We start from the raw sequence: 26,447 nt of genomic DNA on the forward strand, positions 1-26,447 counted from the left end.
CGGGATTGGGGATTCGAAGCCGGCCCGCTGAAGCGCGACGCGGTGCTCCCCTCTCCCCTCGTGGGAGAGGGGACGGGATGGAGGGGGCCAGCTCTGCGAAGGACTTCGACGTCTCCCACCTCCGACCCTGGCAGACCCGGAGGCCGGGATCGAAGCGCAGGCGACCTTCCACTTCGACTCACCCCTGCGAATAACGTCAGTCACCCCCTGAACTCATCGAGGGTTTAGCGAAAGCGCCCCATGCTCCACGCTCCCCACCCGGAGCGCCCCGCATGTCCCTGTCGCCGCGTCTGTTCGTCCGTTCGGCCCTGTTCCTCGCCCTCGCTTTGGGAGCCCACGCCGCGCAGGCGCAGACGCCGCCACTGCCCGCCGCCGCGGTCGAAGTGCGCGATCAGATGAGTGCCGGCGAGCTGGACCGAGCGATCGAACTCGCCGAAGCCTGGACCCAACGCGAGCCGCAGAGCTCGCAGGCCTTCGTCTGGCTCGGCCGCGTCTATGGTCGGCAGGCGCTGGAGGCCAGCGTGTTCACCAAGCTGAGCTGGGCCGGCAAGTGTCGCGAAGCCTGGGAAACCGCGGTCAGGCTGGACCCCGCCAATGTCGACGCCCGCTTCGATCTGCTGGGGTACTACCTGCAGGCCCCCGGCGTGGCCGGCGGCGGCCGCGACAAGGCCGAAGCGACCCTGCCCGAGATCGACGCCATCCATCCGTCCTACGGCCAGCTCGCCCGCGGCCAGATGGCGGCGGCCGATCAGAACCTTGTGGCTGCGCGCTCGCACTTCGAAGCCGCTGTGGAAGCCGACCCCGCTTCGATCCGCGCCCGCACTGCGCTGGCCAACCTGCATCTTCGCGAGCAGCGCCATGCCGAAGCACGCGCTGTATGGCAGCAGGCGCTGCAGCTGAAGGCGGACGACATCTATGCGGCCTACCAGCTCGGCCGGCTGGCGGCGCTGACCGGCGAAGAGCTCGAAGTCGGCCTGCAGCAGCTCGACCAGTTCCTTGCGGTCGAGGACAAGCCCAGCGACCTCAGCGTCGAAGCCGCGCATTGGCGCCGCGGCCAGATCCTCGCCAAGCTCGGCCGCACCGACGAGGCGCGCGCCGCACTGCAGCTCGCCAGCGCTGGCGACAAGCAGGTGGCCGAGCTGGCGCAGGCGGACCTGAAGAAGTTGTAGTACCGGCCGTCGTGGGCTGGGCCGAGCGCAGCGCGGCCCAACATCGCGTCCACGCGCTTGCCTCAATCGCTCATCTCGCTGTGCTCCCCTCTCCCCTTGTGGGAGGGGGGACGGGGGAGAGGGGAAGGACGCCTGCCGCGAGGTTTGCCCCCCTCTCCCCAACCCCTCTCCCACGAGAGGCGAGGGGCTTCACGCCGGCCTTTTCGGGAGTCAGCTGACACACGACGCCCATCATGAACGTGATTGGATTCTTTGCGCTCAGAGCCACGCTGCCGAGCCTCGCTGCTGTCGTGCTGGGCTCAGGCGCCCGCGTCGAACACCCGCCGCAGATCGCTCTCGTCCAGACGCCGCCACTGGCCTTCGTCCAGTCCTTCGAGCGTTAGCCCGCCGACCGCGCTGCGATGCAGTTCAGCCACGCGGTTACCGACTGCACCGAACATGCGCCGCACCTGGTGGTAGCGGCCCTCGTGCAGGGTCAGACGGGCGTGGTTCGCGCCCAGCGCTTCGAAGCTGGCGGGCTTGAGTGGGGTGTCCTCGCCTTCAAGCATCAGCGTTCCACTGCCGAACAGCTCGGCCTCGTCGCCGCGCAGCGGCTCGGCCAGCACGGCTTCGTAGACCTTGGGCACGTGCTGCTTGGGCGAGATGATCCGGTGCAGCAGGGCGCCATCGTCGGTGAACAGCAGAAGACCCGAGGTCTCGCGGTCGAGGCGGCCGACCGTCGACAGCACCGGGTCGCGAAAACGGAAGCGCTCGGGCAGCAGCTCGTAGACCAGACGGCCGGTGTCCTTGGTCGAGCAGGTGTAGCCGGCCGGCTTGTGCAGCATCAGGGTCAGCGGCGCGACCGGGTCGAGTTCCTCGCCGTCGAACAGCACGTTCGCGGGTTCGACGTTGGCGTCGTGGCGCAGCGGTGTGCCGGCGCGGTCGGTGATGTAGCCCTCGCGGCACCAGGCCTGCACTTCGCGGCGGCTGCCGTAGCCGAGGTTTGCGATCAGGCGGTCAAGGCGCATGGGAGACCCGCAGTCGATGGGGGCGCGATGATCCGGCTTGGGCGGTTTCAGCGCAAACGCGATCGCGGCGGAAGCGGCCCCAGCCGCTGCTCAACTCGGGATCGGCGCGGTGTTCAGGCCGCAACCTCGATGTACTCCACCACGCTGCGAGCCGCCGGTATGGGCAGCCCGTCCTCGACGAGCCCCTCGACATGGAACTCGATGGCTTCGCGGATGGCCTGTTCCACCTCTTCAAGCGACGAGGCTGCCGCAACGCAGCCTGGCAGGTCCGGAACATAGGCGGAGAAGTTGCCTTCTGCCTGTTCGATGACGACGGCGTAGCGCATGGTGTTACCTCTCGACTCCGTGCTGGGCTTGCCCGCGACCGTCACCCGCCCGGGGCGCTCCGGATGCTTGAACTGGCGGTGGCTGCCGCGGGTGGCGACAAGCACCCAGCCGTGCCGGTGCAAGAGCGTGAGCAACTCCGCGACCTTCATGGGCAAACCTCAAGGACGTGGGCTGCACGAGTGCGGGCTGCGTGCGTGCAGCGCGTGTGTGGAGCCTAACCGCGGGCCTTCCACGCCGCCAGCACCTCCGCCTCGCGCTCGGGCTTGATGCCGGCGCGCACGGTCGCGCGGCGCTCCTCGGGCTGGGCATCGAACCACGCGAGCGTGGCCGCCACGGTCTCGGCCAGCGGCCGGAAGCTCAGGCCCTGGGCGAGCGCCCGATCATTGCGATGTCGCGAGAAGCCGGCGCTCTCGCCCTGGCCCGGTACCCATACCGGCATGTCGCCCCAGGGGCTGACCTGCTGTTCGGCCAGGAACTCGGCCGGCGCCCAGTGGAAGGTCGCCGGCGTGCCGGTCACCGCCTGGATGCCGTAGAGCAGCTGGTCCATGCCCATCGGGTAGGCCGGGCCCATCGCGTTGAAGGCACCGAACACGCGCTGCTCGGCCATGCGGATCGTCCACTCCGCCAGATCGCGGGCGTCGATGAACTGCACCGGGTCACGGCCATCGCCCGGGGCGAGGATGTCGCCGCCGCGGCGCACGCGCAGTGGCCAGTAGCTGAAGCGGTCGGTCTCGTCACCCGGGCCGACGATGAGACCCGGGCGGATGAGCGTGGTGATGTCGGGGAACCACTTCAGCGCCTCGTCCTCGCAGGCCGCCTTCATCGGCCCGTAGAGCGCCATGTTGGCGAGCAGGCTGGCGCGGGTCTCGGCCATGATGTCGGGGCCGGTGTAGACCTCGCGCGGTGCGTCCTCGTCCTGGCCCGGCGTGGCGCTGTCGCTGTACACGGACAATGTGGAGATGAAGAGGTAGTGGTCGACCTGGCCCTTCAGCACCTCGCCGACATCGCGCACCCAGTGCGGTACGCTGGTCGGATTGTCGATGCAGACGTCCCAGCGTCGGCCCTTCAGCGCGTCGAGCTCGCCGGTCTCGCGGTCGCCGACCAGCTCCTCGACCTCGGCCGGCCAGTCCTGCGGGCGCCGGCCGCGGTTGAACAGGGTGATGCGGTGCCCGCGCGCCAGCGCGTAGCGCACCTGGTGCGGGCCGGTGAAGCCGGTGCCGCCGAGGATCAGGATGTTCAACGGCTTGGCGGCACGGCCGATGGCGGGTGCAGCGGCGCTGGCGAGTGAGGGGGCGAGGCCGGCAGCACCGGCCAGCGCCCCCAGTTTCAGCACATCGCGACGGCGGATCGGCATGGCGGCACTCCCTAACGTGATGGGTGTGTGCAGCCTGCGCGCAGCGCCGTCGCGATGCGCTGGCGGAAAGTCATGCCTGCGCCGGCTGCTCAGATCGGCCCATCAAAGGCGCCGCCTGTCATGCAGGACCCGCGCGAGCCCCCTCGTCCCCGGGGCTTCGCCGTCAGAGCTGCCCGGTCTCGCTCGGCCAGCGGCTGAAGCGCGCCGGCAAGGCGCCGTGGCCGCGCCGCATCAGCTGGCGCAGCCGGCCGCTGCGCCGCCCCAGGGTCCTTGCCGCGCGCTCGACGGCCGAGCCGATCGCCGCATACAGGTCGCTGCGGGTGTCCTCGACGACGACATCGGGGCGACCGGGCATCTGCAGCTGCAGGCGGCAGCGCTTGTCGACGCCGCCGCGGTCAGCGTTGATGTCGGACAGGCGCACCACCACCCGCTGCACGCTGGCGCCGATACGGCCGAGCGCAAAGCGCAGGCGTCGTCGCAGATGCTCGCTGAGGCCAGGGGTCAACTCGAAGCCGTGGGTGTGGGTATCGATCTGCATGGTGGCCTCCGGAAGTAGGCGGGGCACGACGCCCCGGGTCAGGAATACGGTCGCCAACAGTTCGGAAAAAGCAGGTATTGTCTTGGGCATTGTCAGGAATGAGCGGATACCCATGGAGCGCCTCAACTACCGTCAGCTGCAGCAGTTCTGGACCGTTGCCCGCGCCGGCAGCGTGCGCGCTGCGGCCGAGCAGCTCGATCTCGCCCCGCAGACCCTGAGTGGCCAGATCGCCGCACTCGAACTGAGCCTCGGCACCGCCCTGTTCCAGCGCGTCGGCCGTCGGCTGGAGCTCACCGAAACCGGGCGCATGGTGCGCGCCTATGCCGACGAGATCTTCGAGCTGGGCGATGCCCTGCAGGAGGCCGTGTCCGAGGCGCGCAAGGCGCGCGTGCGGCCGCTGCGGGTCGGCGTGGCCGAGGTGGTGCCGAAGTCGCTGGCCTACGAACTGCTGTCACCAGCGCTGGCGCTGGACCCGGCCCCGCGCCTGCACTGCCGCGAGGACAGCCTGCCGAGGCTGCTGGCCGAGCTCGCCCTGCATCGACTGGATCTGGTGCTGAGCGATCGGCCGCCCTCGGGCGAGGCCGAGGTCAAGGTGCACGCCAGTCAGCTCGGCGAATGCGGCACCGCCTTCCTGGCCGCGCCGGCCTTGGCCAGGCGTCTGGTCGACGACTTCCCGCGCAGCCTGCAGGGCGCACCCTTCCTCCTGCCCGGCGCCGACAGCCGCGTGCGCGCCGCCCTGCAGCGTTGGCTGGACCAGCGCAAGCTGCGCCCGCGGATCGTCGCCGAGTTCGAGGACAGCGCCCTGATGAAGGCCTTCGGCGCGGCAGGTGCCGGCGTGTTCGTGGTGCCGGCGGTGGTCGCCAGCGACCTGTGCGCGCGCCAGAACCTGGTCGAGCTCGGCCGCAGCGAAGACATTCGCGAGCGCTTCTACGCCCTCGCCGGCTCGCGTCGTGACGGCCATCCGGGGGTGCAGGCGGTGCTGGAGTCCGCGCGCAGCCGGGTGTTCGCGGAGGCCTGAAACCGTCCATTCGCGCACCCGGGGGGGACCTGGGCGCGCCTTGGCGTTTCGCCGCATGAATCGCGCCCGGACGCTCTGCGGCTTGCTCGCGCCAAGCCCAGGAAGTGCCGCGACGACGGGATCGAAAGACCGCAGAGGGGTCGACCCTCAGACCTGTTGCGGCGGCTTCGACCCCGTGAACTCTGGGCGGCTGATCGCAGTCGCATCGCCTTGCCATCCACGCCCGAGGAGATACGCCATGCGCAACACGGTTTTCGGCAAGTCTGCTGTCCTCCCCTTGACGATGCTCCTCGCGATGGCCGCGCTCGGCCTCGCCCAGGCCAGCGAATCCAGCGATGCCGCGCGCCGCGCAGTGGTCGATGAAGCGCTGGCGCGCATCGCCCCGCAGCTCGACGTGGAAGCCGTACGCGAAGCGCCGATGCCGGGCCTGATCGAGATCGAGGCCGGCGGCCAGCTGTTCTATCTCAGCGCCGACGGCCGCCACCTGCTGCAGGGCAACCTGATCGACACGGTGGATCGCGTCGACCTGAGCGAGCGCCGACGCCAGCAGACCCGCAGTGCGCTGCTCCGCGACTTGCCGGAGACGCAGACCATTGCCTTCGAGGCCCCCGAAACGCGCCATCGGGTCACCGTCTTCACCGCCCTCGACTGCGGCTATTGCCGCCGCTTCCATGCCGATATCGAGGCCTACCGCGAGGCCGGGATCAGTATCGACTACGTGCTGCTGCCACTGGCCGGCGAGGGCTCCGAGGCCGATCGCACCGGCGCGCGGCTGTTCTGCGCCGCCGACCGCCAGGACGCCTTCACCCGCGCCACCCGCGGCGAGCCCATCGAGGGCCCGATGTGCGACTCCGGCTATGAGGAGGGCAAGGCGCTGGCGGCGCGTCTGGGCATCCGCAACACACCCACCATCGTGCGTGCCGACGGCAGCGTCAGCGGCTACCAGACCCCCACTGAGCTGCTGGCCTCGCTGTCTGCATCCACGCGCTGAATCAGCGCGTCCTGCGGCGCAGCTTCATCGCCTCGGCGCTGGTTTCGTCGAACACGCGGTCGCGCAGGCGCAGGTTCTGGACTTCGGTTTCGCGAAGGTTCTCAAGCTGGGTCTGCAGGTGCAGGCAGTCGACATCCTCAACCCGTCCCAGACGCTCGGCGAGGCGCGCGTGCAGGTGCTGTGCGGCGACTTCGGCGTGTTCGCGATGGCGCTGCTCATGCTGTCTGAGCCGGGTCTGCACGCCCTCCCACAGGGTGAGTTCGTCGGCGTCGGGCGTGCGCAAGGGCTGCCACTCGGGGATCAGCACATCGATCTCCATGCCCACTTCGAAGTCACTCAGGCGGCAAGCCCGGGGCCGACACTCCGACGCCGTGCGCTCGCGCTGGCTCAGGGTGGGGCAGCGTTCCCATCCCGGGTTCGGGTCTGCGCTCGCGGCAGTGGCCCGCGCTTCGGGCATCAGCTCAAGGCGAAGCGTGAGGCGCGAGCGCGTCAAAGCGTGCGCGCGCAGACGCTCGTCTTCGTAGAGGCGAGCCAGGGCGGCGCGTGCTGACCGCGCCTCGACCGGCAACGCGAGCTCGCGGACCACGATCGCGGCGCCATCCGCCCACGCCGGGGCTGCGAGGCCGCTGGTTGCGGCGACGATCGCCAGCCGAGCGCCGAGCCGCCTCATCCGTGCGGTTCCGACATGCTGCAGGGGTCGCCAGCGGCGCGGCTTCGCGAACGCGCCGCGCAATTCCTCGATATCGCCATTCCGCAGGTTTCTCGCACGCTTGCTCCAGGCACGGGTCGACGCGATGGGGGACTGCCCCTGCCGTCGCTCGAACTCAGAAGCCGAGCGGCAGCCCGAGCACGAAGAAGCCGACCAGCAGGCAGGTCCAGACCAGCAGGAAGGCCAGCGAGTAGGGGACCATCATGAGCAGCATCTCGCCGAAGCTGAGCTCGGGTCGATAGCGCCGCATGAAGGCCAGGATGATGCCGGCGTACATCATCATCGGCGACACCACGTTGGTCGCCGAGTCGGCCACGCGGTAGGCCGCGGACACCACGTCAGGCGTCATCGCCGGGCTGACGAAGTACAGCATCGGAATGAAGATCGGCCCCAGCAGCATCCACTTCGAGGTGAGTCCGCCGATGAACAGGTTGATGGTGGCGGTCGCGAGCACGAAGCCGATCAACAGCAGTACCGGCGATTCATCCAGGCCCAGCCCGAGCAGGGCCTGGCCGCCGAGATAGGTGATCCAGGCGCCGAGCCCGCTGTAGGTGAGCAGGCCGAGGAAGTTGTAGGCGAAGAAGGTCAGCACCAGGATGTAGCCGATGGTGTTCATCTGCTTGACCATCGCGTCGACCACGTCCTGCGCGCGCTTGAAGGTGCCTGCGCCGATGCCGAAGCCGATGCCGACACAGGCGAAGGCCAGCGAGATCAGCAGGATCACATTGTTCATGTACGGCACGATGCGCCGGCCTTCCGCGTTCTCGAACGCCGCCAGCGGGCCCAGGATCAATCCGGCGATCAGGGCGGCCGCCACCAGCAGGCCGAGGCCCGCGCCGAGCAGGCCGCGACGTTCGACGGACGACAGCGCGAATTCGCCAAGACCGAGATCCGCGGGCACCACGAAGGGCTGCTGCTCCAGCCTGGGCTGCACGAACCAGCGCGTCACCAGCGCGCCGGTGGCGGCCAGCACGAAGGTCGAGGTGGCGATGAACCAGTAGTGCATGGTCGCCGCCTGCAGGGGCTCGCCCGCGGCATTGGTGAAGGGCACGCCCTGCGCTTCCGCGAAGGCCTGGGCGTTGACGCCGATGATCACGTCGATCGGCGTGCCCGGCACGAGGTTGGCGGAGAAGCCCGCAGAGACACCGGCAAACGCCGCCGCCATACCGATCAGCGGATTCTTGCCCATGCCGGCGTAGAGCATGCCGGCCAGCGGGATCAGGATCAGGTAGCCGGCATCGGTGGCCAGCGAACTCAGGATGCCGAGCAGCACCAGCAGCAGCGGCAGCAGGGACTGCGGCACCCACAGGGCGAGGCGCTTGATCAGCGCGCTCAGCAGGCCCGACTGCTCGGCGATGCCGATCGCGAGAATCACCACCAGGATCACGCCGAGCACGCCGCCGCCAAAGCCCAGCCAGTTGGTCAGCAGCGCATTGTCGAAGATCCAGCGCACCTGCTCGGCCTCGGCCATGCTGCGGATGCTGTAGGTCTGCAGTTCGCCGCCGGCGCCCATGCTCTCGAAGCGGTGGCCGCCGAGCAGCACCGAAGCGACGAACGCGATCACGAAGAAGGCGATGAACAGCAGCACCGGGTCGGGAATGCGTTTGGCCCAGCGCTCGATGAAACCGCCGGTTGCGTTCAGTGGTTCGCTCATCTGCTGGCACCTCGGGGGACTGGCCGGCCGGCGAGCGTAAGCGCCTGCAGCGGCCGCGCTGTCCTGCTGCGCCTGCTGAGCTGTCCGATCACAGGCGCGAGGCTCACCGGCGCGGGCGCGGGTCGCAGGTGCGCAGCAGCTTGAAACCGCGCGCCTCCGCGACCCGATCGACGCGATCGAAGCGCTCGGTCAACACCGCCTCGTAGGGCAGATGCGCGTTGGCGACGATCCAGGCCTCGCCCTTGGGCTTCAGCGCATCGGCGGCGGCACGCAGAAAGGCCTGGCCGATCGCCGGCAGGCCGCGCGCGCCTTCGTGGAAGGGCGGGTTGCAGAGGATTGCGTCGTACTGGCCCGCGACCCCGAGGGTGACATCGCACCCATGCACATGGACCGGCACGCGGGCATCGCGCAGGTTGTGGCGCGACAGCGCGACCGCGCGTGCGTTGGCTTCGAACAGATCGACGGAGGTGAGGCCCGGGCAGCGTTCGAGCGCCGCCGCCGAGAGCACGCCGAGTCCGCTGCCGAGGTCGGCCACCGCGCCCGCCAGCGTGGTCGGCAGGTGTTCGATCAGCAGGGCGCTGCCGGCATCGATGCGATTGACCGCGAACAGACCGGGCGCGCCGAGCAGGGGCATCGCAACAAAGCCTTCGGTCTGCAGTGGCCTTGCCGCATCGAGATCGCGCCAGGCGGCAATCTGCGCGAATTCACGGTCGGATGCGCGCGCCAGCAGCAGGCGGCACTTGTGCTTGCTGTGCACCTCCAGCACCGGGCAGAGCCTGCGCAGATCGGACTCGAAGGCCTTGGCACCGGCATCGTTGGCGATGCTGGCCAGCAGCAGGCCGTCATCGGCCAGCGCGGCGAGTGCGCGGGCGGCTTCGGCGCGGGCGGCCTCGCGCTGGCGTGCGGGGCTCAGCAGCACGAGGGACTGCGCTTCGCCGGGCGCAGGCACGTGCACGCCGTCGCCTTCGGTCGCGGATCGACAGGCCAGGCCGGCGCGCGTCAGCGCGGCGCACCACGGGGCGAAATCCTGCAGCGCCACGATCCTGAATCCACCTGGCACGTCCAGGCCGGGGCGCGCACCGATCCACAGCGCGGGGCCCGCCGGCAGCGGCAGCGTGCGCAGGGCCCAGCCCAGCGCGGCCAGGTCGGCATCGACGTCGGCCATGCCGTGCTCAGCCGCTGTAGGCGTAGGTGCGCAGGGCGTCGAGCGGCACCACGCCGAGGGCGTTCAGATGAGTCGACTCCAGCACCACGTCCGGCGCCAGCCCGTGCTCGTAGGCCTCCATCCAGCGCATCGCGCACAGGCACCAGCGGTCGCCGGGTTTGAGCCCCGGAAAGTCGTAGTCCGGCCGCGGCGTCGACAGGTCGTTGCCGCGCGATTTCGAGAAGGCGAGGAAGCGTTCGGTCATCACCGCGCAGACCAGGTGCAGGCCGCGGTCCTCGGGATCGCCGCGGCAGCAGCCGTCGCGGAACCAGCCGGTCATGGGATCGGTGCCGCAGGGCTGCAGCGGCTGGCCGAGGACATTCAGTGCGCTCATCGCGGTTTCCAGGTGGGCGCCATGCCGGAATGGCACGCGCCCCGAGGGTAGCCGAGCACGCGTGATCGCCTCACGCTGCTGCGCGCCATGCCGCCGAAGCTTGGGCTCACTCCGCCGGCGGCTGCCAGCGGAAGCCCGAGCGCTGTGCCAGGGTATCGGTGTCCAGCACCTCGCTGTAGCGCTGGCCGCGGATGATCCAGGTCGGGTAGTTGGTGATGTTCTCGGACACACAGGCGAAGGCCACCGGTCCGGTGCGGCCGTTGGGGCTGCACTCGACGTAGGGCAGGTACTTCTGCGCCGCGCCGAAGCGCTGCTTCTGCTGCTGGCAGACCGGGCACCAGAAGGCGCCGTAGAACTTCGCGCCGGTCGACTCCAGGTGCTGGGCCAGCGCCACCAGCCGCGGATCCTCGCGCGGGCCGATCCAGCCCATGGCGCTGGCGTGCATCAGGCCGAGCACGGCGGCGAGCACGATCGCGTGCTGGCCGATCCACACGCCCCAGGCCGGTTTCGCCGCCGCGCGTTCGCGTTCGAGCAGGACCAGCACGAAGATCGCGAGGATCACCACCTGCGAGGCCAGACACCAGGCGCAGACGGCCTGCAGGGCCACCAGGCCGGCGAGCGTGAGGTAGAGGCTGATCGCGACGCCGACCAGGGCGACGCTGAACAGGCGCTTCCAGCGCGCTGCCGGCTTGCCGCGCGAGAGCGCGAGGAACAGCAGCACCAGATAGGTCGCAAAGCCCCAGACCGCCACCGGTACGCCGAGGAAGCGCGACCAGACGCTGCCCTGCACCACCGCACAGCTCGAACCCTCCGCGCAGCCTGCCGGCAGGCTGCCGAACAGCGCGCCCCAGCTCAGGTAGGCGGTGATCAGCAGGCCGAGCGCGGACAGCGCGATCAGCGCCAGTTCGCGCGGGCGGCGCGGTGCCGGGGCGCTGCGTGCGGCGGCGCTCTGGGCGGGACGGGGCGCGGGCTTGCTGCGGGTTTTGCGGCTCATGGACGGTCGATTCCCTGCGTGGGCGGCGGTGCTGCGGCCCGCCATTTGAGGCAAGCCGGGGGCGCAGCGCAAGCCCGCGGCAGCCGGGTGGAGCGTGGGCAGGCTGCGTGTGCCGGCGCGCGGCCGCAGTTCGTGCGGCGCAGCATCGGGGCGCGACGGTCTGCCGTCGGTCCGGGCTTTGCATGCTCCGGGCACTTCCGGCTTCGGTGTTCCGGCCATGGCGATCCAGCAGCCGCGCGTGCCGCGGGCTTCCTCCGATGCGTCACCTGTGCGTTCCCCGCTCGCGTCCATGGGCGATGCCCCGCCAGAACGGCGCCCCTGGGGCCCGCTGGCCCTGAGTCTCGGTGCAGGCCTGCTCTGGGGCCTGCTCGCTGCGGCCGATCCGGCCTCGGCTGGCGCCTTGGAGCGCTTGGCCCTGCTGGCTGCGGGCGCGGCCCTGGCGAGCCTTGCCCTGCGCCTCACGAAACGCCCTGCCCGGGTGCCGCCGACGCCGGCGCCATCCCCTCGTCTGGACCCGCTCACGGGCGCCGAGGCCGCCGAGCAGCTCCAGCTCGACCTCGAACGACCGCAGCCGAGCGGCCCGCGCGGCTTGGTGGCGGTGCTGGACATCGACGGCTTCCAGCCGCTGTGCGCCGAGTTGGGTGCCGGCGCCGGCCAGCGCGTGCTGCTCGGACTGGCCGAGCTCCTTGGCCAGCGCCTGCGGCGCATCGACGGGCTCTATCGGATCGGCGAGGACGTCTTCGCCCTGCGCCTACCGGGCCTGAAGCTGGAGGAAGCGGCGCCGCGCCTGTACGCGCTGCACGCCGAACTGAATGCGGCCCTGTCGCGCCTGCCCGGGCGCGCCACCCTGTCGATCGGCGCCGCCCTGGCCCTGCCGGACGAGGACGGCGCGGCCTGGTTTACCCGCGCCCAGGCCGCGCTGGTCGAGGCGCGTGTGGAAGGGCCCTGCCGGGTTCATCTCGACGGTGGCGCGCGCAGCCCGCGCGTGGAAAGCACGCGGATGCGCGCCCTGCACCCGCAGTTCCTGCCGCCGCCCGGCTGAGCCTCGGCTCGCCGGCGGCGTGCTTCAGCCGGTCAGCAGACGCCAGCGCAGGGTCTCCCCGGCGCGCATCGGCACCACGCTGTCGGCGCCGAAGGGATAGCTCTCCGGAACCTGCCACTCCCGGCGCTCAAGGCGGATGCGGTCTGGGTTGCGCGGCAGGCCGTAGAAGTCCGGCCCGAAGCAGCTGGCGAAGCCCTCCAGCCTATCCAGCGCGCCGGCGTCTTCGAAGGCTTCGGCGTAGAGCTCGATCGCTGCGTGCGCGGTGTACAGGCCCGCGCAGCCGCAGCTGGCCTCCTTGGTGTGGCGCGCATGTGGCGCCGAGTCGGTGCCGAGGAAGAACTTCGGGTTGCCCGAGATCGCCGCCTCGACCAGGGCGCGGCGGTGCTCCTCGCGCTTCAACACCGGCAGGCAGTACGCATGCGGGCGGATGCCGCCTTGGAAGATCGCATTGCGGTTGAGCAGCAGGTGGTGCGCGGTCAGCGTTGCCGCCACGCCCGCGCGCGCGTCGCGTACGAACTCGATGCCCTGGCGGGTGGTGACGTGCTCCAGCACCACCTTGAGGCGAGGGTAGCTCTCGACCACGCGCTGCAGATGGCGCTCGATGAACACCGCCTCGCGATCGAAGATGTCGACCGAGTGGTCGGTGACCTCGCCGTGCATCAGCAGCGGCAGGCCGGTGCGCTGCAGAGCCTCGAACACCGCCCCGCAGCGGGCGAGGTCGGTGACGCCGGAATCGCTGTTGGTGGTGGCGCCGGCCGGGTAGTACTTCACCGCCTTCACGAAGCCGCTGGCCGCTGCGGCCTCGATCTCGGAAGCCGGCGTGTTGTCGGTGAGGTAGAGCGTCATCAGCGGCTCGAAGCGCAGGCCTGCGGGCAGGGCGTCGAGGATGCGCTGGCGGTAGGCGGCGGCTTCCGCCACGGTGCGCACCGGCGGGCGCAGGTTGGGCATGACGATGGCGCGGGCGAACTGCGCTGCCGTATGCGGCAGCACCGCGGCCAGGCCTGCGCCGTCGCGCAGGTGCAGGTGCCAATCGTCGGGGCGCAGGATCTCGAGCATCGTCACGCAGCCTTGAGGGAGGGCGCGCGGATGTTAGCAGCCGGCTCCGCGTGCGGTCCCCGAGCGGCTTGGGATTTGCATCCGGCTGGAGAACGCGCGCCGCCATCGCCGGTGAGCCGCACCCCGCAATGCCGCGCGCAGGAGGCGCCCGGCCCACGCCACGGAGGCCGCAAGCTGGAGTGCCACGTGCCGAGTCCGCCGCGCCGACATCCGGGTGTCTTCCTGGCCGCGGCGCTGCTGTACTTGCTGGCGGCCTGGCTCAGCATCGGCTTCCTGCGCGGTCCCGATGATGTCGCCCTGATCTGGCTGCCGGCCGGCATCGGGCTGGCCCTGGTGATCCTTTTCGGCGCCCGCGCTGCGGTGATGGTGCTGCTGCTGGTGCCGGCGATGCACGCGCTGCTGGCGCCCGTGCCCTGGAGCTTCCTGCCGTTCTCCATGCTCGCCAACGCGCTCGGCGCCCTGGCCGGTGGCGCCGCTTACAGCGCGCTGGGCGGCACCGCCTCCAGTCGGCTGACGGTGCAGACCGGCTTTCAAATCCTGATCGGCGCCTGCGCGCTGGCTGCGACCAGCGCCGCCATCGGCACCTTGGGCCTGGTGCTGTCCGGGCTTGCCGCTGGCGAGGACTGGCCGACCAAGGCCCTGGCCTGGGCCTTGGGCGACGTCTTCGGTGTGATCGCCCTCTGTGCCACCCTGCTGCTCTGCATCGGCGCCCTGCGCCGGCGCCAGCAGGGCGCGGCGGCTGACGGCCCGCTGGCGCCGCGCCGAGGCTGGCTCGAGTACATCCTGTGGTCGGCCTTGAGCGTGGCCGCGATCGCCCTGGTGTTCGCGGTGGGTGCGCGCAGCGGCAGCCAGGCGCTCGGCTTGGCCGGCCTGCCGATGACCATGCTGCTGTGGAGCGCGATCCGCTTTCCGCCTCTGCTCACCTTCATCCTCACCACGGTCTTCGCCTTGGTGGTGGCCACGCTGACCGGGCTCGGCATCGCCGGTTTCCGGGTGCCGAGCGGCGCGGTTGAAAGCGCCGTGCTGGTCGGTTTCCTGTGCATCACCATGGTGGTGCCGCAGATCCTTGCCGGGGCCATCCACGAGAATCGCGTCGCCGCCCTGCGCCTGCTGCGGCGGGCCCTGCGCGATCCGCTTACCGGTCTGCCCAATCGCGCGGCCTTCGAGGAGGACCTGCGCGCAGCGCTGGCCTCGCCCAGCGCGCGCCCGCTGCTGGTCGCCTACCTCGACCTCGACCAGTTCAAGATCATCAACGACACCTTGAGCCATGCCGCCGGCGACGCCTTGCTTCGCGAGCTGGCCGGCCTGATTCGCGGCGCCCTGCCCGAGCACGCCTACCTGTTCCGGCTTGGCGGCGACGAGTTCGCCGTGCTGCAGCCGGGGTTCGAAGACGAAGACCCCCAGCAGGCGCTGGAGCAGCTCTGCGAGCGCATCGCCGACTTCCGCTTCGCCTGGCAGTCGGGCCTCGTGTCGACACGGGCCAGCGTCGGCTGGGTGCTGGCCGGCGAGGGTGAGGTCGACGCTGGCGCCCTGCTGGCCCAGGTCGATGCCGCCTGCTTCACCGCCAAGGAGCTCGGCGGCGGTCGCGTCCAGCGCGCCGACGCCGCCGATGCCGCGGTGCGCGAGCGCACCTCGGCCATGCACTGGGTGATGCGCATCAACGAGGCGCTGGAGCAGGATCGCTTCGAGCTGTTCTGCCAGGACATCGCGCCCCTGCAGGGCGACAGCCCGGGCCGCCACTTCGAAGTGCTGCTGCGCAAGCGTGAATCGACCACAGGCGCCCTGCTGGCGCCTGCCGAGTTCATCGCCGCGGCCGAGCGCTTCGGCCTGTCTTCAAGGCTGGACACCTGGGTGGTGAATCGCTGCCTCGACTGGCTGGAAGACCATCCCCAGCAGGCCGCTGGCGTGCGCCTGTGCTCGATCAACCTGTCGGCCGCCTCGCTGGTCGACCCCGGCTTCGGCCGCTTCCTGCAGCAGCGTCTCGCCCGTTCGAGCTTTCCGCTGTCGCGACTGTGCTTCGAGATCACCGAGACCGGCGCGGTGAGCGACCTCGGCCGCGCCGTCGATTTCATCCGCAGCCTGCGCGCCCTGGGCTGTCGCTTCGCCCTCGACGACTTCGGCACCGGCTTCTGCTCGTTCTCCTACCTGCCCCAACTCGACGTCGACCTGCTCAAGATCGACGGCAGCTTCGTGCGCGACGCCGCCGACTCACCGCTGGCGCTGGCGATCGTGCAGTCGATCGTCCAGATCGCCCGCGTCACCGGCCGCCAGAGCGTGGCCGAATGGGTGGAAACCCCGGCCCTGGCCGAGCAGATGCGAACGCTCGGACTCGACTACGCGCAGGGCTACGCGTTCGGGCGGCCGCGACCGATGGCGGAGTACTTCGCTGAGGCCGAGATTGGCGCTTCAGGACTGGGGATTCGGCCGCAGCTGGAACCGGCCTCAGAGGACTGAACAGACGCGCCGAGGGTTCGCCACCGGGCCTGTCAGGTCGAGCGGGTCTTCGGCCCAGGGCGCCCGAGCTCCTCCGTGATGGCTTCGAGTCGGCGGGCTGACCACCTGCGCACGCGACTCGATCCCGAAGCCCCGCGGCTGCGCGCTCGCGCACCGCGGGCTTTCGACCGTGTTCGGGCTCAGTCGGATTCGAAGCCGTCAGCGAACACCGGGCTCAGGGCATAGCGACCGACTTCGCTGGTATTGCCCTCGGCGTCGGTGGCCAGCAGTTGCACCACACCGTCGGCCAGTGCGGTGAGCGGCAGCTCGATCGACACCACGGTCTGCGCCTCGGCTTGAGTAATCGTGCGCTGGGCCAGGTGTTCGAGCAGATCCGCACCGCGACCGCGGAAGGCATCGACGCGCAGCGGATAGGTCGCGTTGCCCGGCGCGCTGTCGATGCGCAGATCGAGGCGGAAGCGGTCGGCGCCGACCGCTACGGCGTCCACGACGTCCGCTGCGTTCTGCAGGCGGTTGCCGCCGCTGTCGGCATCGCCCGCGTCGTTGGCGGTGGGGCCGTCGGCAAAACTCGTGGCGGAATTGTCGATCGCCATGTCGCGGTGGCCGATGTGCAGATTGCCGGCGGCCGCCACCCGCCTGCAGGTGCCGACGAGGATGCCCTGCGCGCCGCCGTAGGCGATCAGGTTGGCCTCGCCGGCACTGAAGCCACCGATCTGCACGCTGCAGGCGCCGCCGGCGAACAGCAGGATCGAAGGCTGCGGCTGGCTCGGGCTGGCCGCGTTGCGGCCGTTCGGAATCGGCAGGCTGCCGCTCCAATCGGTGCCGATGTAGTTGCCCAGCACGCGCAGGTTCGGAAACATCGCCGGCGCGGCGCCGGCACCGAGCTGGATCGCGGTGAACTCGTTGCCGGAGATGACATTGCGCGCCGCCGGCGTGGTGCCGCCGATGACGACATCACGGAAGCTGCCGAGGTCGATGCCATAGCTGCGGTTGGCAATGGACGCGGTGCCGGCGGCATTGGTGCCGATCAGATTGCCGCGGATGCGCAGACCGTTCGGCACCGAGAACGACACGATGCCGCTGAACATACCGGACAGCACATTGCGCGCGGCCGGCGTCTCACCGCCGATCACATACGGCCCTTCGCCCTGCACGCGCACGCCGATGCCGAGGCCCGAATTGCCGGTCAGCGAGGGCGCCGTGCCACTGATATCGGTGCCCAGAAAGCAGCCCTCGACCCGATGCGCGGCGCCGCCGCTCAGCACCACCTGCGAGGCGAAGCGGCTGATCGCCAGCCCGCGCAGCAGCAGGCGCGCATCGAAGTTGGCGCTGCTGCTGTCGATGCCGGTGTTGGACGACTGCCCGGCATTGCGCAGCTCGATCTTCAGCACGGCGTTGCTGCCGCCGAGCTCCGGTGACTGCGTGTTGGCGAGCGCGCCGGGCTGGGTGTAGCCGTCGATCTCCAGATCGCCGGCGTTGTTGGGCATCGCGCTCTGCGCTTCGATGCGCCAGTGCGCGCTGGCCGGCTGATAGCCGGGGTCGCTTTCCGGCAGCGCGAACTCGATGCGGTCGGCGCCGGGCATCCCATTGGCGGCGAGGATGGCCCCACGCAGCGAGCAGTCGGCTGGCGCCGGCGTGCAGGCGCTGAGCGCGGCATCGCTGCTGGTGTCGACGGTGAACACGGCGGCCTGGCTGGGGCTGGCGACGAACAGGGCGACGGTCGCCCCGCAAACAAGACGGTGCATGGGCAGTCCTCCGGTTGAAGTGCAGGCGGGCGTCATTCGCTGCAGCGCAGGTAGCCGTCCTCGATGCGCAGCGCGCTGCCGGCGCTGCTCATCAACTGGCCTTCGAAGCGCGCTTCCACGCGGACGGGGTCGGCCGAAACCGCCAGCAGCTCGACGGTGATGTCGAAGCCCATCGCGCCGCCGTTGAGAACGCGCGCGGCATCCAGATTGGCCAGCTGGATCGTGTGCACCCACGAGGCGCTGCTCTGCAGGTGCACGCGCCCGGGGCCGTCGATGCCGCTGAGGTTCAAGTTGAAGGTCTGCTCGTTCGCATCCTTCGGCCCCAGCGAGGCGCTGACCAGCACCGCGCGGTCCATGCCCGGCGGATGCACGGCGCAGAAGAACTCGCGGTCGGCCTGCCAGTCGACGCCGTCGACGCGCATGCGCACGACGTTGCCGGTTTCAGCAGGGGGCGCCGCCGCAGCGGCAGCGGTGCTCGACACCGAAGCGGTCGCGGCGGGCGCCGCGCCGCGTTCTTCGGCATCGCAGGCGCCGAGCAGCAGGGCGAAGGGCAGGGTGAGGGGCAGCAGACGGCGCATGGGCGGAACTCCAGGTGGGCTGCCTGCACGTACGCCCTTCCGTGCAGGCGCCTGACACAACGCCAGACGCGCCGTCCGACCACGCGCCCCTGTCAGGTGCGCGCCCCGCTGGGCGTACGTGCCCGCATGCACCCGATCCCGTCCGCCCCTCGCTCTCGCCCGCGCGTTCGCAGGCGCCGCCCGCCGCAAGCCCCGCGTCCGCCTCGGCTATCCTGCGCCCCACCACAGCGCGGAAAGCCGGGCATGAGCACCTTGGGCGAGGCGGACATCACCGGCTGGCTGGCGCGCTGGGGCGAGGGCGATCTCGACGCGCTCGACCGCGTGCTGCCGCAGGTCTACGACGAGCTGCGCCGCCTCGCCGCCCACACCCTGCGCGGCCACCGCGACCACGACACCCTGCAGCCGACCGCCCTGGTGCACGACGTGTTCGTGCGCCTGCTCGGCGCGCGCTCGATCGACATCCGCGACCGCAAGCACCTGTTCACCACCGCCGCCAAGCTGATGCGACAGGTGCTGGTGGATCGCGCGCGCGCCGCCCAGCGCGACAAGCGCGGTGGCGGCCACTGGCAGCAGGTCGAATGGGTGGAGCTGCTGCACCTGCCGATCGAAGCCGACATGAACCTGGCGGAGCTGGATGAAGCCTTGAAGGCGCTGGCGAAACACGACGAACGCATGGCGCAGATCGTCGAGTGGCGCTGCTTTGGCGGGCTCGAAGTGCTGGAGGTGGCGAACCTGCTGGAGGTCGACGAACGCACGGTGTATCGCGACTGGGCGATGGCCAAGGCCTGGCTGCGTCAGGCGCTGGACGCCACGTGAGCCACGCGCCGGACGTGGACTTCCAGCGCCTGCGCGCGGCCTTCCACGACGTCTGCGAGCTGCCTGACGAAGCGCGTGCGCAGGCGCTGCGCGACTGGCAGCAGCGCGATCCCGCCTTCGCCGCCCAACTGCAGGGCTTGTTGAGTCATCTGGACGCCGACGACCTGCAGCCACCGGCGCTGGACCTGCCGCGCTTCGGCGCCTTCCAGGCGCGTGAGTGCATCGGCTCTGGCGGCATGGCGGACGTGTTCCGCGCCGAGCGGGTCGGCGCCGGATTCGCGCAGACGGTGGCGCTGAAGCGTCTGCGCGCCTCGCGTCTGGACGGCCTGCAGCAGGCGCGCTTCGCGCAGGAGCGGCAGCTGCTGGCGCGGCTCGACCATCCCAACATCGCGAGGCTGATCGACGGCGGCATCGGCGCGCAGGGGCAGGCCTGGCTGGCGATGGAGCTCGTCGACGGCGCCTCGTGGGCGGAGTGGGCCGCGCGCACGCCGGGCTATGCCGAACGGCTGGCGGTGTTCCGGCAGGTGGCCGAGGCGGTGGACTACGCGCATCGTCATCTGGTGGTGCATCGGGACATCAAGCCCTCGAACCTCCGCCTGACCCGCGAGGGCGTGCCCAAACTGCTCGACTTCGGCATCGCCAAGGGCCTGGACGACGCGGCCGACGAACTCACCCAGAGCGGGCTGCGTCTGCTGACCTGGCGCTACGCCGCGCCCGAGCAGATCCTGGGGCAGGCCGCGACCACGGCGACCGACATCCATGCCCTCGGCGTGCTGCTGTTCGAGCTGCTGAGCGGCGAGTCGCCGCACGCTGAAGTGACCGGCAAGCCCCAGCCCTGGGCGGAGCGCATCCTGCACGGGCCTGTGCGACGCCTGCCTGCGCGCCTGCCCGTGCGCGACGCCCCGACGGGCTGGCGGCGACGCGCGCTGGAGGCCCTGCTGGCGCGCTGTCTGGAAAAGCCACCCGAGCGCCGCTATGCCTCGGTCGCCGCGCTGTTGGATGACCTGCACGATCTGCAGCATGACCGCGCCCTGCGCAGCGGCACCGGCGGATTCGCGCGCCAGTGGCGCTGGCGGATCTGGCGCCATCGCCGCGGCCTGGCCGTGCTGGCGGGCCTGCTGCTGGTCGCGGTGCTGGGGGTGCTCAGCACCCTGCGTCAGGCGCAGCGCGCCGAGCAGCAGGCCGCGCGCGCGGAAGCGCGTTTGAGCGCGCTGCTGGACGTGATCGGCGGCGCCGTGCCCGCGGAATACAGCGGCCACGAGCCGCGCAGCGTCGACCTGCTGCGGGCAGCCGCGACCACACTGCAGCAGCGCCACGCCGACGACCCGCTGCTGCTGCGCCAGTCGCTGGGTGACATCGGGCACGCCCTGCTGAATCAGGGCCAGGCGCAGGCTGCCGTACCGGTGCTGCGCGCCGCCCTGCAGGCGCAAGCCGAGGAGACCGAGCCCTCTGCCTCCGTTCGACTCAGCCTGCTCAAGCTGCTGGCCTTCTCGCTGGATCTGCCGAACCAGCGCGATGCGCTGCGCGCGATCGCCAGCGAAGTGGAATCCCTGTGCGGCGATCCGCGGGTGGGCGACTCGCAGCGCATCGACGTGCTGGGCAGCGTCGCCGGCGCACTGTCCAAACAGGGCGATTTCGATCGTGCCTTCGAGCTGCTGGACACGGCCAGCGCATCGCTGGGTGTCGCCGAGATTGCGCCCGCTGCACGCGAGAACTTCCTGCGCCAGCAGGCCTGGGTCCATCTGCGCGCCGAGCAGTTCGACGATGCGATGCGCGTGTTCCGGCAAGCCGTGGCCCTGATGGAGGCGCAGCCGCACGCCTTCGTCCCCATGCGCCGCGCCGAGGCCTACGCACTGCTCGCACAGGCCGCGCTGGGCGCGGGCGACAAGGACACGGCACTGTCGGCGTGGAAGCAGGCCTGGCCCGAGTACCAGCGCGCCTTCCCTGAAGCACACCCGGAGCGTGAGCGGATCTCGGCCCTCGGCCAACAGGCAGAGCAGGGCGTAGCCGATAGGTCGCACTGAGCGCGCCACCGCTGTGCCACTGCGCCTCTGCGCGTCGGTTGAGTGCTTTGCTCCCCTCTCCCCTGGAGGGAGAGGGGCCGGGGGAGAGGGGGCAAGCGTGCCGCGAGCGTTCCCCCTCTCCCCAACCCCTCTCCCACGGGGGGAGAGGGGCTCAAGAGCAGCCTGCGCTTTGCACGCAGCGTGCGCCCTGCACGCAACCCGCGGGTCGCGAGCAAGCTCGCTCCTACAAACACCTGGGATTCCGGAATCTGATGAGCGTCGTGCGTAAGCAGAGTGCTCTGCTCCCCTCTCCCCTGGAGGGAGAGGGGCCGGGGGAGAGGGGGGATCTTGCCGCGAGTGTGCCCCCTCTCTCCCCAACCCCTCTCCCACCGGGGGAGAGGGGCTCAACAGCCGCCAACGCTCTGCACGCAGCCTGCACCCCGCTTGCGGCTCGCGAGCACGCCTATACGCCGCCGAGGAGGCTTGACCTGGAAGAGCGTGCCTACAAGCAGCCGTGCTCAGCGGCACGGCTGCCAGTCGCAGGGTCGCTTCGTGCGCCGGCTGTCAGGTCCAACCCCCATCCAGCGTGTGTCGCAGCAAGGGCGCTTTCCTGCGCCGATCGCTGAGAACCGCAGATGACACACCCGATCACTCGCCTCATCGCACTCGCACTGCTGGCCACCTGGGCGCTGGCGGCACAGGCCAACGGTCAGCTGGATCCCGGTTTCGGCCCCGTCGCCAGTGGCAAGACCACGACCTTCTTCCCCATCGACGCCAGCCTGCAGCGCGGCGCGACCCGGGTCGTCAAAACCCTGGTGCAGGCGGACAACAAGACCCTGCTGGTCAGCAACACGCCAACACCGTTCGGCTCGCAGTTCCCGGGCAACAGCCAGATCGGCGTCACCCGCCTGAACGCGGACGGCTCGCCGGACACGAGCTACGGTCCGCGCGGACAGCAGCTGTTCGATGCCGGCGTCGATTTCGAAGTGGAGGCGGTCGATGCCGCGCTTCGCGCCGATGGCGCGCTGCTGGTGCTGGGCACGCTGTTCGGCGCCTTCAACCAGAGCGACATGGCGGTGTGGGCGGTGCTGACCAACGGCAGCCTCGACCCCAACTTCGCCAGCGGCGGGCTGCTGCGCATTCGCCGCGGCGGCACGCCGTCCGACATCGCCGGTGCGATCGAACCCTACGAGTTGGCGTCCAACCGCTTCATGCTCGCCGGCGCGATCCGCGACGGCGACAGCGGCCCGCGCGACCTGATGCATGTGGTGCTGTTCGCCAACACCGGCCAACTCTGCGGCGTAGCCGAATGCGGCAACGTCATCGGCGGCAACCTGGGCCAGCCCAACCCGTGGTATGCGCTGCGCATCGGCGCCAACTTCGATGTGCAGGTGGCGGATCTCGCCGCCGACTACGTGCCCGGGGCGAACGTGCCGCTGCGCTTCCGCACCCTGCTTCGCCGCGGCATCGTCAACTCGCAGGGCCAGTTCGACACGGCGGTGATCGGCACCTCGTTTCCCTCGGCAACGCCAGGCTATGGCATCGACCCGCAGTTCGGCAGCAACGGCTTCCGTAGTCTCTTCTTCAGTGCCGCCCCGGGATTTCGACACAACACCGGCAATCGCCTGGCCCTCCAGCGGCAGGGCGCCGGCTCGCGGCTGATCGTGGTCGGCTACGCCGCCAACGCCAGCGACACCGACCCTTCGATCGGCGTCAGCGTGATCGATACCGTGACGGGCGCGAACGATCCGGGCTTCCTCGGCGGCACCGCCCTGAACTTCGACTACACCGCCAGCGGCATCCACGGAGACGCCTATGCCGCCGACGTGCTCGCCACGCCCGACGGCAAGATCCTGATCGGCGGCGGCTACGAGTACGCGGGCTTCAGCTTCGGCGATGCCGCCCTGGTCCGCCTCAACGCCGACGGCAGCTTCGACAGCAGCTTCGGCAACCTCAACCTCGGCCTGCCGGGCCGCATGGGCTACGGCCACAGCCTGTTCGGCAGCGACCGCGACAACCGCCTGGACAGCATGGCCCTGTCCGCCGACGGCGAACGCGTGGTGTTCGGCGGCTATGCCTATGCCAGCGACGACGGCAGCTTCTACGGCAGCGTCATGCGGGTGCGGCTGTATGCGCAGGATCTGCTCAAGGATGGGTTCGAGTGAGCGGTTGAGGCTGAGGTGATCCGCAGGTACACGGATTCGAGGTGCGAAGCTAGCTCGAACACCCGAGGACCACGCGCAAGGCCGTGCACGGTCTTGCGCCGACGTGCCCGATTCCTGGCCGGGCCTGGGTCGCACCGAGTGGAAAATGCCATGGCGCAGGCGCGCGGAGAAGAAGGGAACAGACCCGCATGCAGGAACGCCACGGCCTGCCGCTGGTCGGGCCTTCTTCCTGCGACAAGCGAGCCCGGCGATCCACCCGCAGCCTTGCCCCGGTCAGATCAGCAAAGGTTCTGCGTATCGGGCGTGCAAGCACAGGCTCTGTTCCATCGCTCCACCCAACCGACAGCAGACAAGGCGAAACACCAAACGTCGGTGCTCCACGCACAGCCCGAAGTCCTTCACTTGACGTGGAATTTCGCGGCGGTCTCAACTCTGAAACGCAACACCCCTACGGAGCGTAGTGGGCCAGGTGACGTAGCCTGAGCTCCTCTACCTGCAAGTGGAGTTGCCCATGTCCAGAGGTCACCTGACCCAAGAGGAACGATATCAGGCGCACGCGCTGCGCGAAGCAGGCTTGAGTCTGCGTGCGATTGGCAAGCGGATGCATCGATCCGCCAGCACGATCTGTCGCGAGCTCAAGCGCAACCGATGCCCCGCGGGGTACTCCCCGGATCCAGCCCATACTCGAGCGCGACAGCGGCGCCACCATGCGAGCAAGCGCCCCCGGATCGATCCGTCGCACTGGCCGCGTATCGAGGCGCTGCTGCGCGAGGATCACAGCCCCGAGCAGATTGCCGGTGCGACGGGGCTGGCAAGCCATGAGCGGATCTATCAGCACATTGCGGCGGATCATCGGCGTGGCGGCTCGCTGCATACGCTGCTGCGGCAGAACAAGCCACGCAGGAGGCGCCGCTATCGTCCGGATCGTCGCGGCCAGATCAAGCATCGGCGCGACATCCGCGAACGTCCGCCGATGGTGGAGGAGCGCAGCCGCATCGGTGACTGGGAGCTGGACACCATGGTCAAGGCCAACGGAGGCCAGGTGCTGGTGACGCTGACGGAGCGGCGCTCGCGCCTGCACCTGATCCGGCGCGTGTCGCAGCGCACCGCAGAGGCTGTGAGCCGCGCCATCATCGGCACGCTGGCGCCCATCCAGCACCTGGTGCACACCCTCACCGCGGACAACGGCAAGGAGTTTGCTGAGCACGAGATCATCGCGATCGCCTGCAAGGCCGACTTCTACTTTGCCGAGCCCTACGCCTCGTGGCAGCGCGGCTCCAACGAGAACGGCAACGGACTGGTTCGCTACTACCTGCCCAAGGGCACCGACTTCGCGACAGTCAGTGACGAGCGGCTCCAAGAGATCGAGCGCAGGATCAACAGCCGGCCGCGAAAGACGCTAGGCTGGCGCACCCCTTACGAGGTCTTCGCCGAAGCCCTCAAGAAGCGTGTTGCGATTCGGAATTGAATCCGCCGTCGGAGCCGCACCGTTTCGAAGGCGTGCCGGTACTCCAGGCGTTGTCTGATCTCGTCGACTTCGTCCGGCGCGACTTCGTTCGGTGTGATCGCCGATTGGACCCACTCGCGGTAAAGGCGATGGCTTGCCATGTCTTCGGCATGCAGCGCCAGGGACCGCGGGTGCGGGCTGACCCGCGGGTCGATCGCGCCCTGCGCGTTTGCGGCGTCGCTCGACCCGGCGTGCTCGCCGGCTTGGCTGACCCTGCGCGCACGGACCGGATTGACTTCGATCGAACAGTAACAGCGCAGCAGGTGATCGTCGGAGTGCACCGCGCAGGCCTTGAAGCGGCCATCCCAAAGAGTGCCGGTGCGGCGCTAGCGATCGTTGATGCAGCAGACGCAGCGACGCCCCCGCGAAACCTCATGGCGCTGACGCAACCGATCGCCGCGGGTGTCAGCAGCAGATACACGCGGTCGGTCATCAACAAGTAGGCGTGTACGACGCAGCCGTGTCAGGGTGCAGCCTCGCGCCGTTCGCCGAGGTCGCGCTTGCGGTCGATGGGCGCGAAGAAGCAGGGGCAGCGATCGTTGCCGCGCTGCACGAGGTGCTGCGGTACGCCGTGCAGGTCGATGCGTGGCTGTCTTGGCATGGCGTCGGGCGACTTGACCCAATGCCCATGCTTGACGTCGATGCGCGCGTGCGGGATCACGCTTTGGATGGAACTGGGGCAGGAGAATCTGCGCCTTGAGCATCATTCCCGCCACGGCAATCGCCACAAGGAAGCGTGGCATTTCCTGCGCGCGGCCTGCAAAGTGGACTCCGACCCCTGTTCTCGTCGCTGATCGGCCAAGGCCGCTATCATCCGGACAGCACCCCTGCGAGGTCTGCCATGAACGCCGTGATCAAAGACCTGCCCCCCGATGACCTACGGCAAGAGCTGCACGGTCTGGCCGAGCGCTTGCCTGAAGGGGCGACCTGGGCGGACGTGCTGGAGTACGCCCGGTTCCGCGCGGCGGTAGATGCCGGCATTGCGGCCGCAGATCGCGGTGAATTTGCGAGCGATCAGGATGTCCACCAGGAGTTCGCCAAGTGGGGCATCGATATTGAAAGTTAGGTGGACCCGGCTCGCGCTGGCGGACTTCGCGAGCGCGCAGAGGTACATCGCAGCAGAGAATCCGCAGGCGGCCACTGACATCGCGCGGCGCATCCGGGTCAGCGTGCTCAAGCTGGTGCAGTTTCCCTACATTGGTCGACCGGGTGACGATCTGAAGTCACGGGAATGGCGCGTGCAGCGAACGCCCTATCTGCTGGTGTACCGGCTGAGCGGCGACATGATCGAGATCATTCGGGTCTGGCACGAGAAGCGCGATCCGCAGCTGATGCGGTAGCGGGGAAACGGGGTCAGGTTCACTTCCGATAGCCCCGCGCGCCGAGTTCCTACAGCATCGCCAGCGTTGTGCCCACGTAGGGTGGCCACCGCTGCAGCGATGCTGTGCACATGGCCCACCAACCTCGACTCGACCTGCCAGGCATTCCGCAGCACATCGTGCAGCGTGGCAACAATCGCCTTCCCTGCTTCCTCGATGACATGGATCGCGCCTGCTATCGCCAACTGTTGCGGGAGGCGCTGCTCGCCACGGGCTGCAAGCTGCACGCCTATGTACTGATGGACAACCACGTCCACCTGTTGGCAACGCCGCCCGAAGTGGGTGCCACAGGTTGCCTGATGCAACAGCTCGGCCGGCGCTATGTCGGGCAGTTCAACGCGCGCCACGCGCGCACCGGAACGCTCTGGGAAGGTCGGTACAAGGCCTGCCTGGTCGATAGCGA

Annotated in this window: 26 protein-coding genes; 13 read left to right on the forward strand and 13 right to left on the reverse strand. The window is 69.8% G+C overall.

What is annotated here, in order from left to right:
• Window positions 1-272 precede the first annotated feature (272 nt).
• Complete coding sequence (locus BLP83_RS16825) at window positions 273-1,169, forward strand: tetratricopeptide repeat protein (protein WP_091245583.1); 897 nt, start codon at window positions 273-275, stop codon at window positions 1,167-1,169.
• Between the two features lie 299 nt (window positions 1,170-1,468).
• Here BLP83_RS16825 and BLP83_RS16830 read toward each other — a convergent pair whose 3' ends face one another.
• The 4 genes from BLP83_RS16830 to BLP83_RS16845 form a co-directional block, all read right to left on the reverse strand.
• Window positions 1,469-2,176, reverse strand: a complete 708-nt coding sequence (locus tag BLP83_RS16830; protein ID WP_091245587.1) for a pseudouridine synthase — start codon at window positions 2,174-2,176, stop codon at window positions 1,469-1,471.
• A 113-nt stretch (window positions 2,177-2,289) separates the two neighbouring features.
• A complete protein-coding gene (locus BLP83_RS16835; RefSeq protein ID WP_091245590.1) occupies window positions 2,290-2,652 on the reverse strand; it encodes a type II toxin-antitoxin system HicB family antitoxin in 363 nt (120 codons plus the stop codon).
• A gap of 65 nt (window positions 2,653-2,717) precedes the next feature.
• Entirely contained in the window at window positions 2,718-3,857 is a 1,140-nt protein-coding gene (locus BLP83_RS16840; protein ID WP_091245594.1) for an NAD-dependent epimerase/dehydratase family protein, read from the reverse strand.
• 163 nt (window positions 3,858-4,020) lie between these two features.
• On the reverse strand, window positions 4,021-4,395 hold the full coding sequence (locus BLP83_RS16845) for an HPF/RaiA family ribosome-associated protein (RefSeq protein ID WP_091245598.1): 375 nt from the start codon (window positions 4,393-4,395) through the stop codon (window positions 4,021-4,023).
• Window positions 4,396-4,507: 112 nt separating this feature from the next.
• Here BLP83_RS16845 and nhaR point away from each other — a divergent pair, with 112 nt between their 5' ends.
• Together nhaR and BLP83_RS16855 are read left to right on the forward strand one after the other, a co-directional pair.
• Window positions 4,508-5,413, forward strand: a complete 906-nt coding sequence (gene nhaR / locus BLP83_RS16850) for a transcriptional activator NhaR (RefSeq protein WP_091245601.1) — start codon at window positions 4,508-4,510, stop codon at window positions 5,411-5,413.
• Between the two features lie 238 nt (window positions 5,414-5,651).
• The gene (locus BLP83_RS16855) at window positions 5,652-6,404 is read left to right on the forward strand and encodes a DsbC family protein (protein WP_176764263.1); all 753 of its coding nucleotides are present in this window, start codon (window positions 5,652-5,654) and stop codon (window positions 6,402-6,404) included.
• Between the two features lies 1 nt (window position 6,405).
• Here BLP83_RS16855 and BLP83_RS16860 read toward each other — a convergent pair whose 3' ends face one another.
• From BLP83_RS16860 to BLP83_RS16880, 5 genes are all read right to left on the reverse strand, one after another.
• Entirely contained in the window at window positions 6,406-7,074 is a 669-nt protein-coding gene (locus tag BLP83_RS16860; protein ID WP_143006754.1) for a DUF922 domain-containing protein, read from the reverse strand.
• Window positions 7,075-7,228: 154 nt separating this feature from the next.
• The gene (locus tag BLP83_RS16865; RefSeq protein WP_091245608.1) at window positions 7,229-8,767 is read right to left on the reverse strand and encodes an AbgT family transporter; all 1,539 of its coding nucleotides are present in this window, start codon (window positions 8,765-8,767) and stop codon (window positions 7,229-7,231) included.
• A 103-nt stretch (window positions 8,768-8,870) separates the two neighbouring features.
• Window positions 8,871-9,932, reverse strand: a complete 1,062-nt coding sequence (locus BLP83_RS16870) for a class I SAM-dependent methyltransferase (RefSeq protein ID WP_091245612.1) — start codon at window positions 9,930-9,932, stop codon at window positions 8,871-8,873.
• Window positions 9,933-9,939: 7 nt separating this feature from the next.
• Window positions 9,940-10,305: a DUF2237 family protein gene (locus tag BLP83_RS16875; protein ID WP_091245614.1), complete on the reverse strand. Its 366-nt coding sequence runs from the start codon at window positions 10,303-10,305 to the stop codon at window positions 9,940-9,942.
• A gap of 106 nt (window positions 10,306-10,411) precedes the next feature.
• Complete coding sequence (locus BLP83_RS16880) at window positions 10,412-11,299, reverse strand: vitamin K epoxide reductase family protein (RefSeq protein ID WP_218121267.1); 888 nt, start codon at window positions 11,297-11,299, stop codon at window positions 10,412-10,414.
• A 289-nt stretch (window positions 11,300-11,588) separates the two neighbouring features.
• Here BLP83_RS16880 and BLP83_RS16885 point away from each other — a divergent pair, with 289 nt between their 5' ends.
• Window positions 11,589-12,341 carry a GGDEF domain-containing protein gene (locus tag BLP83_RS16885; protein WP_176764264.1) on the forward strand — a complete coding sequence of 251 codons (753 nt, stop codon included), beginning with the start codon at window positions 11,589-11,591 and terminating at the stop codon, window positions 12,339-12,341.
• Between the two features lie 24 nt (window positions 12,342-12,365).
• Here BLP83_RS16885 and pyrC read toward each other — a convergent pair whose 3' ends face one another.
• Complete coding sequence (pyrC, locus tag BLP83_RS16890) at window positions 12,366-13,397, reverse strand: dihydroorotase (RefSeq protein WP_091245670.1); 1,032 nt, start codon at window positions 13,395-13,397, stop codon at window positions 12,366-12,368.
• A 186-nt stretch (window positions 13,398-13,583) separates the two neighbouring features.
• Here pyrC and BLP83_RS16895 point away from each other — a divergent pair, with 186 nt between their 5' ends.
• Window positions 13,584-15,851, forward strand: a complete 2,268-nt coding sequence (locus tag BLP83_RS16895) for a putative bifunctional diguanylate cyclase/phosphodiesterase (protein ID WP_176764265.1) — start codon at window positions 13,584-13,586, stop codon at window positions 15,849-15,851.
• 179 nt (window positions 15,852-16,030) lie between these two features.
• Here BLP83_RS16895 and BLP83_RS16900 read toward each other — a convergent pair whose 3' ends face one another.
• A complete protein-coding gene (locus tag BLP83_RS16900; RefSeq protein ID WP_091245621.1) occupies window positions 16,031-17,596 on the reverse strand; it encodes a hypothetical protein in 1,566 nt (521 codons plus the stop codon).
• Window positions 17,597-17,628: 32 nt separating this feature from the next.
• The gene (locus tag BLP83_RS16905; RefSeq protein WP_176764266.1) at window positions 17,629-18,174 is read right to left on the reverse strand and encodes a hypothetical protein; all 546 of its coding nucleotides are present in this window, start codon (window positions 18,172-18,174) and stop codon (window positions 17,629-17,631) included.
• Between the two features lie 243 nt (window positions 18,175-18,417).
• Between BLP83_RS16905 and BLP83_RS18795 the strand changes: the two genes are divergently transcribed.
• From BLP83_RS18795 to BLP83_RS16930, 5 genes are all read left to right on the forward strand, one after another.
• The gene (locus BLP83_RS18795; protein WP_176764267.1) at window positions 18,418-18,990 is read left to right on the forward strand and encodes an ECF-type sigma factor; all 573 of its coding nucleotides are present in this window, start codon (window positions 18,418-18,420) and stop codon (window positions 18,988-18,990) included.
• Window positions 18,987-21,014, forward strand: coding sequence for a serine/threonine-protein kinase (locus BLP83_RS16915; protein ID WP_091245631.1), 2,028 nt, complete (start codon window positions 18,987-18,989; stop codon window positions 21,012-21,014). The genes BLP83_RS18795 and BLP83_RS16915 overlap by 4 nt, the downstream gene beginning before the upstream one ends.
• Window positions 21,015-21,628: 614 nt before the next feature.
• On the forward strand, window positions 21,629-23,158 hold the full coding sequence (locus tag BLP83_RS16920; RefSeq protein WP_091245633.1) for a hypothetical protein: 1,530 nt from the start codon (window positions 21,629-21,631) through the stop codon (window positions 23,156-23,158).
• 511 nt (window positions 23,159-23,669) lie between these two features.
• Window positions 23,670-24,626 (forward strand): IS30 family transposase, encoded by a 957-nt coding sequence (locus BLP83_RS16925; RefSeq protein WP_091245638.1) that lies wholly within the window; start codon window positions 23,670-23,672, stop codon window positions 24,624-24,626.
• The gene (locus BLP83_RS16930) at window positions 24,623-25,108 is read left to right on the forward strand and encodes a hypothetical protein (protein WP_143006756.1); all 486 of its coding nucleotides are present in this window, start codon (window positions 24,623-24,625) and stop codon (window positions 25,106-25,108) included. Before BLP83_RS16925 ends, BLP83_RS16930 begins: the two co-directional genes overlap by 4 nt.
• 20 nt (window positions 25,109-25,128) lie before the next feature.
• Here BLP83_RS16930 and BLP83_RS16935 read toward each other — a convergent pair whose 3' ends face one another.
• The gene (locus BLP83_RS16935; protein ID WP_091245644.1) at window positions 25,129-25,326 is read right to left on the reverse strand and encodes a hypothetical protein; all 198 of its coding nucleotides are present in this window, start codon (window positions 25,324-25,326) and stop codon (window positions 25,129-25,131) included.
• A 180-nt stretch (window positions 25,327-25,506) separates the two neighbouring features.
• On the opposite strand from BLP83_RS16935, the gene BLP83_RS16940 reads away from it, so the two are divergent.
• The 3 genes from BLP83_RS16940 to BLP83_RS16950 all read left to right on the forward strand — a co-directional run.
• Window positions 25,507-25,731, forward strand: coding sequence for a hypothetical protein (locus BLP83_RS16940; protein ID WP_091245647.1), 225 nt, complete (start codon window positions 25,507-25,509; stop codon window positions 25,729-25,731).
• Window positions 25,721-26,005 (forward strand): type II toxin-antitoxin system RelE/ParE family toxin, encoded by a 285-nt coding sequence (locus BLP83_RS16945; protein ID WP_176764268.1) that lies wholly within the window; start codon window positions 25,721-25,723, stop codon window positions 26,003-26,005. Before BLP83_RS16940 ends, BLP83_RS16945 begins: the two co-directional genes overlap by 11 nt.
• A 110-nt stretch (window positions 26,006-26,115) precedes the next feature.
• Window positions 26,116-26,447: transposase (locus BLP83_RS16950; RefSeq protein ID WP_176764269.1), on the forward strand; the 332-nt coding region annotated here is incomplete at its 3' end.

The sequence above is a fragment of the Aquimonas voraii genome (genome assembly GCF_900101825.1).
In the GTDB taxonomy this organism is placed as follows: Bacteria; Pseudomonadota; Gammaproteobacteria; order Xanthomonadales; family Xanthomonadaceae; genus Aquimonas; species Aquimonas voraii.